This is a genomic window from Brevibacillus composti (genome assembly GCF_016406105.1).
Taxonomy (GTDB): Bacteria; Bacillota; Bacilli; order Brevibacillales; family Brevibacillaceae; genus Brevibacillus; species Brevibacillus composti.
Genome location: NZ_CP066308.1, coordinates 3,047,093 through 3,061,957, shown reverse-complemented (window position 1 = coordinate 3,061,957; position 14,865 = coordinate 3,047,093). Strand labels below are relative to the sequence as shown.

Annotated in this window: 11 protein-coding genes and 1 other annotated feature; of the genes, 10 read left to right on the top strand and 1 reads right to left on the bottom strand. The window is 55.9% G+C overall.

Annotated elements, in window-relative coordinates; genetic code table 11:
* The first annotated feature begins 15 nt into the window (after positions 1 to 15).
* The 5 genes from hemH (at position 16) to JD108_RS15545 (ending at position 6,247) form a co-directional block, all read left to right on the top strand.
* On the top strand, positions 16 to 957 hold the full coding sequence (gene hemH / locus JD108_RS15565; protein WP_198826937.1) for a ferrochelatase: 942 nt from the start codon (positions 16 to 18) through the stop codon (positions 955 to 957).
* Positions 958 to 959: 2 nt separating this feature from the next.
* Complete coding sequence (gene hemY / locus JD108_RS15560) at positions 960 to 2,384, top strand: protoporphyrinogen oxidase (protein ID WP_198826936.1); 1,425 nt, start codon at positions 960 to 962, stop codon at positions 2,382 to 2,384.
* Between the two features lie 100 nt (positions 2,385 to 2,484).
* Positions 2,485 to 4,251 carry a LysM peptidoglycan-binding domain-containing protein gene (locus JD108_RS15555; RefSeq protein WP_198826935.1) on the top strand — a complete coding sequence of 589 codons (1,767 nt, stop codon included), beginning with the start codon at positions 2,485 to 2,487 and terminating at the stop codon, positions 4,249 to 4,251.
* A gap of 14 nt (positions 4,252 to 4,265) precedes the next feature.
* Positions 4,266 to 5,255, top strand: coding sequence for a protein kinase family protein (locus JD108_RS15550; RefSeq protein ID WP_198826934.1), 990 nt, complete (start codon positions 4,266 to 4,268; stop codon positions 5,253 to 5,255).
* Complete coding sequence (locus JD108_RS15545) at positions 5,252 to 6,247, top strand: protein kinase family protein (RefSeq protein ID WP_198826933.1); 996 nt, start codon at positions 5,252 to 5,254, stop codon at positions 6,245 to 6,247. Before JD108_RS15550 ends, JD108_RS15545 begins: the two co-directional genes overlap by 4 nt.
* Before the next feature lie 66 nt (positions 6,248 to 6,313).
* Here the strand turns inward: JD108_RS15545 and JD108_RS15540 are convergent, their stop codons facing one another.
* The gene (locus tag JD108_RS15540) at positions 6,314 to 6,493 is read right to left on the bottom strand and encodes a hypothetical protein (protein ID WP_198826932.1); all 180 of its coding nucleotides are present in this window, start codon (positions 6,491 to 6,493) and stop codon (positions 6,314 to 6,316) included.
* A 191-nt stretch (positions 6,494 to 6,684) separates the two neighbouring features.
* On the opposite strand from JD108_RS15540, the gene JD108_RS22385 reads away from it, so the two are divergent.
* From JD108_RS22385 to JD108_RS15515, 5 genes are all read left to right on the top strand, one after another.
* Positions 6,685 to 8,802, top strand: coding sequence for a PP2C family protein-serine/threonine phosphatase (locus JD108_RS22385; RefSeq protein ID WP_228728166.1), 2,118 nt, complete (start codon positions 6,685 to 6,687; stop codon positions 8,800 to 8,802).
* The gene (locus tag JD108_RS15530) at positions 8,789 to 10,018 is read left to right on the top strand and encodes an ATP-binding protein (RefSeq protein ID WP_198826931.1); all 1,230 of its coding nucleotides are present in this window, start codon (positions 8,789 to 8,791) and stop codon (positions 10,016 to 10,018) included. Before JD108_RS22385 ends, JD108_RS15530 begins: the two co-directional genes overlap by 14 nt.
* A 93-nt stretch (positions 10,019 to 10,111) precedes the next feature.
* On the top strand, positions 10,112 to 10,423 hold the full coding sequence (locus JD108_RS15525; RefSeq protein ID WP_198826930.1) for an STAS domain-containing protein: 312 nt from the start codon (positions 10,112 to 10,114) through the stop codon (positions 10,421 to 10,423).
* A 68-nt stretch (positions 10,424 to 10,491) separates the two neighbouring features.
* Positions 10,492 to 10,736: a binding site (T-box leader), on the top strand.
* A gap of 38 nt (positions 10,737 to 10,774) precedes the next feature.
* Positions 10,775 to 13,450: a valine--tRNA ligase gene (locus tag JD108_RS15520; RefSeq protein ID WP_198826929.1), complete on the top strand. Its 2,676-nt coding sequence runs from the start codon at positions 10,775 to 10,777 to the stop codon at positions 13,448 to 13,450.
* 43 nt (positions 13,451 to 13,493) lie between these two features.
* Entirely contained in the window at positions 13,494 to 14,864 is a 1,371-nt protein-coding gene (locus JD108_RS15515) for a bifunctional folylpolyglutamate synthase/dihydrofolate synthase (protein WP_198826928.1), read from the top strand.
* Position 14,865 lies beyond the last annotated feature (1 nt).

Below are 14,865 nucleotides of genomic sequence, written 5' to 3'. Positions count from 1 at the left end.
CGCGGAGGTGCGACTATGTCCAAGCAAAAGATCGGCTTGCTCTTGATGGCGTACGGAACGCCGCGCAGCAAGGAAGAAATCGAACCCTACTATACACATATCCGCCGCGGTCGGAAGCCACCACAAGAACTCCTGGATGATCTGACTGCGCGCTATGAAGCCGTCGGGGGCGTCAACCGCTTCGCCGAAATTACGGACGAGCAGGTGCGCCAGCTCGAACAGGAAATGAATCGCCGGTACCCCGACAAGGAATTTATCGGGTATCTCGGCTTGAAGCATATTGCTCCGTTCGTGGAGGATGCGGTGGAAGCGATGCACCGGGACGGCATCACGGAGGCGATCAGCCTCGTGCTCGCCCCGCACTACTCCAGCTACAGCGTCAAGGAGTACAACGGCAGAGCAATCGCACATGCGGAGAAGCTCGGCGGTCCCGTCATTCATGCGGTCGAGAGCTGGTATGCGGAGCCGGGCTTCATCTCCTACTGGAGGGATGCGGTTCGGGCCGTCTTCGATGAAATGACTGAAAAACAGCGGGACAAGGCTGTCGTCATCTTCTCGGCTCACAGCCTGCCGGAAAAAATACTGCAAACAGGCGATCCCTATCCGCAGCAACTGGAAGAGACAGCCCGGAAAATCGCGGAAGCGGCGGGAATCTCCCAATTTGCGATCGGTTGGCAAAGCGCGGGAAATACACCGGAGCCGTGGCTCGGTCCGGATGTGCAGGAGTTAACCAGAGAACTGCATCAGCGGCATGGCTACGAGGCGTTTGTCTACTGTCCGGTCGGCTTTGTAGCCGAGCATCTGGAAGTGCTGTATGACAATGACATTGAATGCAAAGCCGTAACGGATGAACTGGGAGCTGCCTACTTCCGTCCGCCCATGCCCAATGCCAAACCTGCGTTTATCTCCTGTCTGGCGGATGTCGTAGGGAAAAAGCTGCATAAAATGGGGAATTAGGGATGAGTGCCAAACAGCTGCATGTGACGATCGTCGGCGGCGGTATGACAGGACTTACGGCTGCCTACTATCTGCAAAAATGGTCGAGGGAGAAAGGACTGAATCTCCGCTTTACCTTGCTGGAATCTAGCGATCGGGTGGGCGGAAAGGTGCAGACCTGGCGACATGAAGGCTTTACGATTGAGCTGGGAGCGGACTCTTTTCTGGAGCGAAAAACCAGTGCCGTCGAGCTGATCAGAGAGGTCGGACTGGGAGATCGGCTTGTGAACAACCAAGCCGGACAAGCCTACATCATGCACAAAGACCGGCTGTATTCCGTTCCTGAGGGTGCCGTGATGGGGGTGCCCACCAAGCTGATGCCCTTTGCGACCACACCGCTTATTTCGCCTTGGGGCAAGCTGCGGGCGGCGGCCGATCTGTTATTGCCGGGAGCCCAAAGCGGCGAGGATGAGTCCGTCGGTGACTTTTTCCGCCGTCGCCTTGGCGACGAAGTGATCGAGAACATCATCGAACCGCTGATCTCGGGCGTCTACGGCGGCAATATCGACAAGCTCAGCCTATTGTCCACATTTCCGCAGTACGCGCAAATGGAAAAGCAGAGTCGCAGCCTGATTCTGGCGATGAAGAATTCCCGCCAGCAGCAAAAGCCGCAGGCAGAGCCGAAGCGGACCAAAGGGATGTTTATGACCTTGACCAGCGGATTGCAATCCCTGGCTGAGCGACTCGAAGAGCTGCTGCCAGAGGATGCGGTGCGCAAGCAAACGTCGGTCAAACGGCTTGGCAAACGGGAAGAGGGCGGATACTCGCTGGAGCTGAGCAGCGGAGAAGTGCTAAAGACCGACGCCGTCATCCTGGCGATTCCGCATCATCTGGCCCAGGACGTGGTCAAAGAGTGTGTGGAGATCCCGCCGCTCTCGGGTGCCAAACCGACCCTCATGGCTACCGTAGCGCTCGCCTATCCGGAAGAAGGGGTCAGAGTGGACCGGGAAGGGACTGGTTTTGTCGTGCCGCGCAAGGAAAACTGCACGATAACCGCCTGCACCTGGACCCAGCGCAAGTGGCCGCACACCACCCCGCCGGGAAAAGCGTTGGTTCGCTGCTACGTCGGAAAGCCGGGCGCCGAGGAGATCGTAGAGCGCTCGGATGAGGAGATCGTCCGTGTCGTGATTCGCGATTTGCAGAAAGTGATGCAGATCGATGAGCGCCCCGAGTTTTACCGGGTGACCCGCTGGAACCGCGGCCTTCCGTATCTCGTGGGCCATCGCCAGTGGGTTTCGGGGATCACCGCGCGGATGAAGGAACATCTTCCCGGCGTGTGGTTGACAGGGGGATCCTACGGCGGCGTAGGGGTGCCCGATTGTATCGATCAAGCCAAACAGACGGTTCAGGAACTGCTGGACCATTGCACGAGCAAACCAGGGAACTAAGGTCCCTGGTTTTTTTCTGTCCCGCAAGTTCTGGTGCTAAAAAGCCCGTCAACCCCATATAGTGTAGGGAAATGTCCTGCACTTGAAAGGGGGAACACGCATGTCGATACAGGATGGACTGCTCTCGTTTGCCATCAAGGAAACCATTTTCCTCTCATCCGATAAAGCTGGTATCGAAGAATGGAAGGAGCTGGAACTGGTTCCTGACGTCGAGGTGCTGGAAACAGATACAGCCATCTCCATCACGGGTTGTCTGCAGTTATTCGGAAAATACAAGCCGACCAAGGAGGCCTTCGAGTCAGCCGAAGGCAGTGCGGACACCTTGGTCGAAGCCGTTACGTTTTCACCCTTTCGTCCGGGTGGTTCCGAAGGGCAGCTGTACGGCCGGGAAGAGCAGCTCCAGCATCGGATTCCGCTCAATATCACCATACCGCTGAACCGGATCGCCGAGATTGAGGATATATACGCGGTGGTAGACAGCTTTGACTATCAATTGCAGTCCGCTCATCAGCTGCTGATCGAAGCGGATCTGGTCATCGCCGGCATCAAGATCGGGGAGCCCCAGCAGTCGGTGGCCCAGCCAGCCAGCTACGAAGACGGAGCGGAAGAGAACGAGCCTGACCAGGAGCAGTGGGAATATGCCTATGCGGCGCACGAACAGGAAGAAAGCGGGATTCAGCCGATCTCGCTGGAAGACATCGAGAAAAAGCTGGCCGAGCTGGAGAGTGAAATGAAACGGCAGGATGAGCCGGAAGAAGAGGAAGAAGAAGAGCAGGACCGGGCCAAGCAAGAGAACTCCAGCGGGTTTGCGGCCATGTTTCAATCAATCGCCGGCAGGACGGCGTCCAACCAGCCGGCGGATCGGCAGCAGAGTTTTGGCGACGTGACCGACGATTTCATTTCGCAGGAAGAGCCCGTATTGTCCGATTCCGAGCCCAGCTATTCGATCGAGCCTGTATCCTGGCAGGAGACGGAAGAAAACGCGAATTTGTATGAAGGGATGCGTCCTGACGCCGAGCCTGTCGTGAGGCCGGCTGTCCAGAGCGAGGCCGATGCCGAGCGGGAAACGGTGTCCCCATGGCGGGCGGCCGAACAGAAGGTCCCCATGCACAAAGAAGTGCCCAGCGTGAAGCAGGCGCCGCCGTCCCCATTGCAGGAGGCAAGCCAGGTGGTCCATGAAGAGGCCGTGGAGGCAGCTGCGCCAAAAGCAGAGGCAGCAGCAGCTCCCCGTGAGGAACCCAGACAACAGGAGATTGCTCCGGCCTCCGCTTCGCAGGAGAGCGCCGCCGAAGCGCAACAACCCGCTCCGGAAACGGCTGAAGAAAGCAGCGTGACGGCTGCGGAAGCATCCGTTGAGACGACAGCCGCAAATGATGCGGAAGAGTCCGCGGAAACCGCCGTAGATGAGTCTCAGGAAGTGTCCGCGGAGGAGAGCGGTGAACCGGAAAGCGTGGAAGCGTCGGCCGCTCCCCCGGTACCGGAGGCAGCCGAGGAAAAAGAGGTGCGCGTGGCGATCACCAGCAAAGCCCATCGCGAGGAAGGGGGCAAGCTCAATTTGACCTCGATTTTCTCGCAAGCCACGCGGACGAAGCAAGAGGAGAAAGCCGTGGAAGAGTCCTCTTCCGCCACGCGAAGGGGGCCCGTAGATGCCGATCACGCTGCCATCGAGACGATGCAGAACCTCAGTTCCTTTGTCCAGAACAAAGAGGAGAAGAAAAGCCGGCTGAAACTGTGCATCATCCAGCGCGATGAGACATTGGAGACGATCTCGCAACGCTATTCCCTGCCCCCGTCCCGCATTTTGGAGGTAAACAATTTGCGTTCGGATCAGATCGTAGCCGGTCAGATTATTTACATTCCACAGTAGAGGAGGCGGGGGCGGTGGAGCAAATCAATCTGTCCGAGTTGTGTCAACGGTATCGGGCAAGGGTCATCCACATCACCCCGCTGGAGGATTGCTATCTGTTGGAGACAAACCGAGGCCCGAAGGAACTTCACATCTGGCCGCGAGCAGATGTCATGCGATGGTCGTTTTTCTGGCGGGAGAGCATGGCAAGGCAAGGGTTTCGCCAGCTGGAGCGATTTATTCGCACCCGGGATGCCAAGCCGTACGTGATGATGGGCCAGCGGGGAATCACCTTAACCGATCATCAGCGCCACATCGAAGCGGTGACTCCTACGGTGGAATTGGCTCGGCAGTGCGGCGAGATCGTCGCGATGATGCACGCTGCACAGCGCGAAAGCCGGCAATTTCACGCTGCCGATTACTGGGAGCGGGCGCAGGGCAAAGCGGCTTCAGAAGTGAAACGGGCCGAAGATTTTCTGGGGACGCTGCGCTTCAGGGGGCGTCCATCGGCGCGAAGGTATGAGGCGGTTTCCTGGCTGTTCCCGCCGCTTTTGGAGAGAATGCGGCGCTGCGCCTCTCTGCTGCAAAGTGCCCGTATCGATCACGCCGACCTGTTTGTCACACATGGCCGAATCAGCCGCGACAATTGGGTCATGGTCCGTGACAAGCTGTTTTTGCATGGCTTTTTCAAACCGAAGTTGTCCGTAGCCCAGCGGGATGTAGCGGGGTATCTGCGGGAGCTGTACCTCGTCCACGAAGACTTGGCGCAAATCGACGCCTTTCTGGACGGTTACGAGGAAATCCGCCCCCTTAGCCAAAGCGAGTATACGCTGTTGGTAGCCTTTATGGGCTTCCCGCTGGAGGTCTGGAGAGAACTGCAAGCGGTGTTCAGGTTAAACGGAGAGCCGGAGGAGGAGCGTTTGGCCAGGCTGGAGCAAGCTGTCCACCAGCAGCAAGCGGTGGATCAGCTGATTGGGCATATCGCCGAGCGCGCCGAGGGAATGAGGAGTGAGTCAAAAGCATGAAGCGCTTTGACGATATCTTTCCGCTGTTTCAGGAATATGACATGTTTGCCCAGAAGATAGAGATGGTAAAGTCCCCCAATGTGTACAGAGCGGTCACTCCATACGGCGATTTTGCCTGCAAAAGGACGCGGACGGATCCCCAGCGCCTGCATGCGGTCAGCGGGGTGCTGCGCCAATTGGAGCGGAGAGGATGGGAGGGGGCCGTTCCCTTTTTTTATACCAAATACGATGAACCCTATGTAAAGTACGGGAAAGACACGTATTATCTGACAGAATGGCATCCAGGCACGACACGGCGGCAGTATCAGCCTCTCGCCTGGGCGCAGCCTGCGGTCGAACGCTTGGCAGAGCTTCATCATCTGACACAAAACTATCGATTTGACGACCCCAGACAGGTGGAGCCTTTGATCGACACCATGCTCAAGCGGTGGGACGGGTTCCTCCTGCAGATGGATAAGGCTGCTGAGATCGCGGGCGAGCGGCTCTATCCGTCTCCGTTTGATATTGTGTTTTTGGCCAATCAAGCCTTTGTCAGGGAGACGGCCCAGACGGCCATCAGACAACTGCAGGAATGGCGTGAGAGACATCGGACGTATGCCCATTTTCGGCTGTCCCTCATCCACGGCTCCCCCCAACCGGCTCACGTCCTCACAGATCGGCATGGAAAAGCCCGCTTGCTCAATTTTGACCGGGCCGTCTTCGATACCCCGACCAGAGATTTGGCCCTGTTTTACCGGACGTATTTTTACCTCGCCGGAGATGAAGCGGGAGCCAGTCAGCTCTTCCGTCGCTACATGGAGATATTCCCTCTTCGCTCCGAGGAGACCAATCTGCTCGTCGCTTTCCTCACGTATCCGGAGCGCATCATGAGAGACATCGCGATCTATTACGGCGGGAAGAACGAGTGGAGTGAGCTGTACGCCGTCAAAAGGCTGGAAAAGGATATGGACCGGCTGTTGCGCTTGAACCGCTGGGTGCAGCAAGCGTTTTAACAGAGGAAAACGTCTCACCGCGTGGGGCGTTTTTTGTTTGCCCAAAATCGCATAGATCGAGGCCGGTCAGATCCAGTCCAGGATGACGGCTACGTAGAGGAGAGCCAGCAATCCGAGCAGAATGACATCAAATGATGTGGGAACGAAAACGGTTCGGATAAATTGAAAGATTATCAAAGGCAAAAGAATCTGTTTGCAGCCGTATTTAATCCGTATATACGTGGGGTGGTATTTCCATCGAGACATTCCGATCACCTCGTTTCAGTCTATGCGCCAGCGCCCCTGCCAGTGTATGGCAGGAAGCGAAGCCCCTGCTCAAAACAGGGCAAAGATGCGCTATAATAAGAAAAATAGTTTGCGCCAGCTTGGATCCGGGTACAGAATCAACAACATGGGCAGTACAGGAACGACAATCGAAGGCAAAAAGGTGATTCTCTATGATATGGCAGGCGATTTTATACGTATGCAGCATCGCAGCGGGTGTGACGATCGTGCTCTTCTCCCGGCAGCTGGTGTCGATCAAAAAATGGTACGACATCTCCTTCTTGCAGGGGGTTGGCCTGATTTTGTGGGGACTGTCCCATCTGATGATCAATCATCCGGATCCCGTCGTGAGAATCATCAGCCTGCCGCTGGACAGCCTGTTTTACCTCTTTTTTCTGATGTCTCTGCATGTCTATCCACTTGCCCCTCATATCTACTACGACCAGTGGAAAACGGTTCTGGATTCTGTTGCCTTTCTGGCGATCTACGGCGCGACGGTGCTTACCATCGTCTTCTCTCCCGCGGAGACGGGCTCCACTTTCATTTTGATGCATCTATTCAGTGGATTATTGCTGGTGTTTCCGTTAGTTACCGTGTACATGGCCAATGCCCGGCTGAACGGCAAGCAGACAGAGCGGAAGGCAGAGCTGTTGCTGGCGACGTTGCTATTGATTGTGACGGTGATGCTCCACCAGCTTCTTCCCGAACCCGTGGTTATGATCTTCGGGGTTCTTTCCATCGGCATCCTGGTCTTTGCTCATTACCGCTTTCCGCGCAACAGATCTAAATCTGTCGTCATGGACGAGCACAGTTACCTGCACGAGCAGCTTCATTTCAGTATCCAGGACTCCAATGCGATGCAGGTGCTCCTGATCATCCAGCTGATCGCGATGCTGACCTGGCGGGAATCCTGGGTGTATATGATCGGGTTCGGAATTGCGGCCATCATTACGACCGTCCGCATCTGCCTGACGAAAAGCAGAAATCAATCGCTGATCCGGCAGACGCTGAAGACGGCGGGCAGCTTGGAGAAAAAATTTTCCGAGCAGTTGGAACAAATCCAGGGAAAAAACTATCAGCTCTCCAAAATGCTGAGCCTCAAGCAGACCTACGAGAAGCTGCTATTGGCCAGCAATGAGCAGAGCTTGCGGGAAGTCAGCTACGAGAATTTGCAGCAAGTCATCGAAGAATTGGTGGATGTCTGGTTTGCGAAAATGGACAACCTGGTTTACCTGCGTCTTTCGCTGGAATCTCAGGATGGAGTCGTATATTATGAGATCATCCGCGGAGATGAGGATCATTCCGGCATCCAGCGAGACGTTACGGAGAGGATAGCCGTTGATGAAGAGCAGGACACGCCGCTCGTTCCCCGATACGTGGTGATGCAAGCAAAATGCGTGACCGAGAATGAAGAAGAACTGCTCTTGGAACAGTCTTTTTACCAGCTCCTGATCGTCAATGTACGCGGCTTGATCCTGAGGTGCCTGCAAGAGAACCAGCTCTTGGAGCTTCGGTTAATGGAGCAGGAGATGGAATTGGCTCAGAAAATACAAAGAATGTTGATGCCCGATGGCCGGCTGCTGCTTCCGAAGCTGGAAGCCAAGGCCGTTTTCCTGCCCGATACCTATGTGGGCGGCGATTATATCGACTATCTCAAGCTGGATGAGCGGCGCACCTGCTTTGTCATCGCGGACGTATCCGGCCATGGCTTGCCGGCCAGTCTGATGACGACAGGAATCCGCAGTGCGGTTCGGGCCGTGACGCAGACTTGCTGGGAGCCCGAATTGATCTTGCAGCGGCTCAATTCGCTGCTGTACGAGGATTTGATCAAAACCCGTTCTTTCATCACGATGCTGGTCGCCATCTACGACAGCCACGAGCATGCACTGCTGATCAGCCGGGCCGGGCATCCCCAGCCGCTATATCTGACCGCCTCAGGAGCCGCGCTCCTGCCCTGCTGCGGCGGACTTGGGCTGGGCCTTTCTCCCGACAGCTTTTACGAGAGAGAGACCATCCCGCTGAAAGAAGAGGGCATTCTCTTGGCGTATACGGACGGGCTGCTGGATTTGAGCCGAAATGACCTGCAGCGCTGTGTCAATCAATGGCTGGAGGGGTTTACTCGGTTAAGGCACGAAGGCCTGTTGTCAGAAGATGAGGACAGCATCGCCATCGTGGAAAATTACGTAAAGTCGCAAACGAGCGAATCGCTGCAGACGGATGATATTTCCCTGTTGATCCTGCGATTTCAATCAGGTACAGAACAGGAGGCTGTAATCGATGATGTTGTGTGAGGAGTGCCCGACGAATCCTGCATGTCATAACTGTCTTCACGCACTTCGAGCGGGAGCGGCAAAAAAGGTGGTGCCCGCGCGAAAAGTGCGGGTCACGCTCGAATCGGGACAGACGGCCCTTGCAGAGTTGCGGGCGATCAGCCGGACGGCGATTGGTTTGTATTGCAAGCAGGAAACGCTGTCCGCGCAGGTAGAAGTAGAACTGGCAGCAGACTTTCGGATTGTGGGCAGCGCTTTTCAAGGAATTCGTGATGTGCCCTACTATGTACTGGATATCGAAAAGGTGCTGCGGCGGGAAGAAGTCCTGGAGCGGCTGCTGCTGGACGAATTTCTCCAGTGGCATCGGAGGCGGGATCCGCTTACGGATGAATGGCCGCTGGAGCTGAGGCAGCCCGAGGATGAGCGGCACCGCATGATTAAAGAGGAGCTGCAAAAGCTCTCGATCTTGCGCCAGGTGCAGTCGATCTACCTGTATGTAATGGAAAACGGCGTAGTTCGGCCCATCGGCGGGCAGATGATCGAGGAAAAGATGACAGAAGATCTGAAGCGGGTGGCTGAGGAAGCGGTCTGGAGCGGATCGGCCGTTCGCGAGCAGCTGGTATCGGCTGACGGCAAGCGGATGTTTGAATTGTATGCGTCGCCTTTGCCGGATCAGACCTGCGGCCTAGCCCTGATCGATGTGACGGAAGCGATCGCCGCGGAGCGAAAGCGGCAACAGAAGGAGTGGGAGCTGTACAAGCAGGTGATGGGTGCCGTCACGCAGGACAAGCTCATCCTGCTGACCGATCAGGAACTGCATGAGCTGACGGAGAGAGGCAAGCAAGTAGCGAGCATTACGATTACGTCGGCCGAGGATCTGGCTTCGCTGCGGACGGAGTGCAAGAAAATCATGGCGCCGCTGGCCATGCCGGAGAAACGGAGCCTGCAATTTCTCGTCGCTGTCAATGAAGCGGCGACCAATACCCTGAAGCACGGATCGGGGGGAACCGTCACCATCTACATATGCAGGGAGGAGCGTTTGTTGCGCGTCATCGTCCACGACCGGGGACAGGGGATCCTCCTGGAGGAGCTTCCGAATGCGACGCTGCGGCAAGGGTATTCGAGCAAGCATTCCCTCGGCGTAGGCTTTCATGTCATGCTTCAGTTCTGCTATCGTCTGCTGGTCGGCACCTCTTCGGTGGGAACCAAGCTGGTTTTGGAGGCGATCATTCCCTGAGCGGATGTTTGGAAGGCGGACAAAGCGGGAATTTAATAGAACGAGGACGAATTGTTGGCGAAGAGAGAAAGAAAGCGAGAGAGGAGTTTGAACATGGACTTCCGGGCAATTGAAGAGAACGGACAAGCGATATTGTATTTTGCCGGTGAATTGGACATGGCTGTCGGTGAACGGGTCGGCAATCTTCTGCGTGAATACGGAGAGAGAAACGGCGCCGTCACCGTAGATTTCCAAGATGTCACGTTCGTGGACTCTTCCGGTATCGGCCATTTGTTTTTTACGACCAAAGATTTGCTCACCTTGGGGAAAAAAATTGACATTATTAATGTACGTGAGGAAATTTTGGACATCCTGCACGTCCTCGGTTTTGCGGAGGCTTTGGGCATCTCCCTGAAGCAGGCCTGAGAAACCGGGTTTGACGGGCGCGGCGATGATTGTATATAATACATTACGATTGACCAAGAATAGAACCAGTACAAGCGATGATCGGGAAGAGTAGAGCAGAACGCCTTGGCAGAGAGGGAGAATCGGTAAGCTGCGAGATTCTCTAAGGACAGGTCTGATCGAAGGTCGCCCGGGAGTTGTCACGGCGAGAGCTGATGCTGTAGCCGCGGCCGGTTTACAACCGTTATCTTGTCAAAGTGAGCGCCGTGCATGGATTCGTCATGCTGCTGCGTTAACAAAGGTGGTACCGCGAAACAATCCTTTCGTCCTTTGAGATGAAAGGTTTTTTTATTTTCTGAAGGAGGATATGCCATGTCGAATCAACAAGCGACGAATGACATTGATCAATTGCTGCCCAAAAACTACGACCCCAAAGCAGCGGAATCCAAATGGTATCGCTATTGGATGGAAAAGCAGTTTTTCAAGGCGGAGCGCGATCCAGAGAAACAACCGTTTACGATCGTCATCCCGCCGCCAAACGTGACCGGCAAGCTGCATCTCGGGCATGCGCTGGACACCACCTTGCAGGACATCATCACTAGAACCAAGCGGATGCAGGGCTACAGCACGCTGTTTTTGCCGGGGATGGATCATGCCGGGATCGCCACCCAAGCCCGCGTAGAGGCGACGCTGCGGGAAGAAGGCATCTCCCGTCACGACCTCGGCCGGGAGAAGTTCCTGGAAAAGGTGTGGGAGTGGAAACATATCTACGCCGAGCACATCCGTGAGCAGTGGGAAAAGCTGGGCCTGGCACTCGACTACTCCCGCGAGCGTTTTACGATGGACGAGGGGCTGTCCCGCGCCGTACGCGAGGTGTTTGTGCGCCTGTACGAAAAAGGACTGATCTACCGCGGCAACCGCATCATCAACTGGGACCCGGCTGCACGCACGGCACTGTCCGACATCGAAGTGATCTATAAAGAAGTAAAAGGCGCTTTGCATCATATGCGCTATCCGCTGGCTGACGGAAGCGGCTACATCGAGGTGGCCACGACCCGTCCCGAAACGATGCTGGGCGACACGGCCGTAGCGGTTCATCCGGAAGACGAGCGCTACAAGCATCTGGTTGGAAAGACCGTCATCCTGCCTCTCGTCGGTCGGGAAATCCCGATTGTGGCTGACGATTACGTCGATCCGGAATTCGGCTCCGGCGCGGTAAAAATTACGCCCGCTCATGACCCGAACGACTTCGAGCTGGGACAAAGACACAACCTGCCGCAAATTGTGGTGATGGACGAATCCGGCACGATGAACGAAAATGCAGCTGGCTACCAGGGGCTGGACCGCTTCGAGTGCCGCAAGCAAATCATCAAGGACCTGACCGAACAAGGCGTCATGTTCAAAATAGAAGAGCATATTCACCAGGTCGGCCACAGCGAACGCAGCGACGCCGTCGTGGAGCCGTATCTCTCGACCCAATGGTTCGTCAAAATGCAGCCGCTGGCCGATGCGGCGATCGCCAATGCCTACAGCGAAGAGAGCGTCAAATTCGTTCCGGATCGCTTCAAGACCAACTACCTGCGCTGGATCGAAAACATCCGCGACTGGTGCATCTCCCGTCAGCTCTGGTGGGGCCATCGGATTCCCGCCTGGTACTGCCAGGATTGCGGCGAAACCATCGTCTCCCGCGAGGATGTGGGCGAGTGCCCGCACTGCCACAGCCATCAGCTGCAGCAGGATGCCGATGTGCTGGATACCTGGTTCTCCTCCGCGCTCTGGCCGTTTTCCACGCTGGGCTGGCCGGATGAGACGGAGGACATGAAGTATTTCTACCCGACCAATGTGCTGGTGACCGGCTATGACATCATCTTCTTCTGGGTGGCCCGGATGATCTTCAGCGGCCTGGAGTTTACCGGGAAAAATCCGTTTGAGACCGTTCTGATCCACGGCATTATCCGCGATTCGGAAGGGCGTAAAATGTCCAAGTCGCTGGGCAATGGCGTCGACCCGATGGAAGTTATCGAGAAATACGGAGCGGATGCGCTTCGCTTCACGCTGGCGACAGGCAACTCGCCGGGCAATGACCAGCGTTTCTACTGGGAAAAGGTAGAGGCCAACCGCAATTTCGCCAACAAGATCTGGAACGCCTCCCGTTTTGCCCTGATGAACATGGCTGACTTCCGTTACGAAGATATCGATTTGAGCGGCGAATTGTCCACGCCTGACAAATGGATTCTGTCCCGCCTGCAAGCGACGATCAAAGACGCGACCCGCCTGATGGATCAGTTTGAATTTGGCGAAGCCGGACGCGTGCTCTACAACTTCATCTGGGATGATCTTTGCGACTGGTATATCGAGATGGCAAAGCTCCCGCTGTACGGCACGGATGCCGCAGCGAAAAAGACGACCCAGTCCGTCCTCGTGACCGTTCTGGATCAAACGCTCCGCCTGCTGCATCCATTCATGCCTTACATGACCGAGGAAATCTGGCAAGCGCTGCCGCATGAAGGGGAGAGCATCACGGTAGCCAAGTGGCCGACGGTCAAGGAAGAGTGGCTGTTCCCGGAAGCGGAAGCGGAGATGAATCTCCTGGTCGAAGTGATCCGCAATGTCCGCAATATCCGTGCGGAAGTAAATGTGCCGATGTCCAAAAAAATCGAGCTGCTGATCAAGCCGGGTGACCAGGCTACGAGTGAGCGGTTGAAGCGCGGAGAGGAATACCTCATTCGCTTCTGCAATCCGGAGCGGCTGGAGATCAGCGAGCAGCTGCAAACGCCGGATAAAGCGATGTCCGCTGTCGTAGCAGGGGCGGAACTGTTCTTGCCGCTGGCCGGTCTGATCGACCTGGAGCAAGAGATCAAGCGGCTGGAGAAAGAGCTGTCCACCTTGCACGGCGAAGTGGAACGCATCGAGAAGAAATTGAACAACCCGGGCTTCATGGCCAAGGCTCCGGAAAAAGTAGTCGCAGAGGAACGGGCGAAAATGGAAGGGTACATGGAGAAACGGGATAAAGTATTGGCTCGCTTGACAGAACTAAAAGGCGAATGAACCGCCCCTCCCTTGCATATTTTTGAGAATGGAGCAATGCGGCATGATAGCTGAAGGTTTGGCAACATACGAAGAAGCCATAGACTGGCTGCATGGACTGCTTCGTTTCGGGCAGAAGCCTGGGCTGGAGAGAATGCAGTGGATGCTTGAGCAAGTGGGACATCCTGAACGGAGACTGGCATTTATTCACGTAGCCGGTACGAACGGAAAAGGCTCCACTTGCTCCTACCTGAGTCAGATGCTGATCGAAGCAGGATACAGTGTGGGCATGTTTACATCGCCTTACCTGATTGATTTCCGCGAACGCATCCGCTATAACGGCGCGATGATTCCGGAAGCCGATCTGGTGGAATTGATCAGGGAGGCAAAGCATTTGGCTGAACGCTGCGAGGCAGAATCGGGGCATGGCTCTCCGACCGAGTTTGAAGTCATCACCCTGATCGCTATCCTCTATTTTGCCAACGTCACAAGACCGGCAGTGGTGATCTGGGAAACAGGGCTGGGCGGTCGCCTCGACTCGACCAACGTTGTTTTGCCCATCGCGACGGTTATTACGAACGTAGGTATGGATCACATGGACGTGTTGGGAAACAGCCTCATCGACATTGCCCGGGAAAAGGCAGGCATCATCAAGCCGGGGGTACCTGTAATCACCGGCGAGAGGCGGGCCGAGGTGCTTGCGGTCCTGCAGGAAGCGGCGGATAAATCTCGCAGCACCCTGTATCGGATCGGCTCCCAGTTCGATGTGGAGCAGCTACAGGAGAGCGTGGGCGAACAGACGATCCGCTACCGCAGCCTGCTCCGGCGGGAGGAAGCCGAATACCGCCTCGCCATGAACGGCCCTCATCAGGCAGTAAATGCGGCAGTATCCTTGATGACCATTGATATCCTGCGAAATTTCCTTTCCTATCTCTTGGAAGAAGAAGAAATTGCGCGCGGGCTGCAACAAACGCGCTGGCCGGGACGTCTAGAGGTAGTCTCTCCACGGCCAATGGTCATGTTGGACGGGGCACATAATCAGGAAGGAATTGAAGCGCTGGTCACCAGCCTGCAGCGGTTGACGCCGCCGGAAGCACGACTGCATGTGCTCTTTTCCGGCTTGGCGGATAAACCGCTTGCGAGTATGGCAGAAGCGCTGAGAGGATTGCAGACAAAAGTAGAAACCGTTCGACTGACGACGTTTGACTTCCCCCGCGCGGCGACCGCCGGCCACTTGCAGGAAGCATTTCTTGCAGGCGGCTGGGAATCTGCTCGATTGGAGCTCATTTCCGATTGGCGCCAGTTTCTCGCTTCTTGGGTGAAGGACAACCGAACAGCAAACGGCGACGACTGGTTGGTTGTCTGCGGTTCGCTCTATTTCATCGCCCAAGTGCGCACATTCTTTCCCACTACTGTAGAAGAGGTAGGTGAATAGG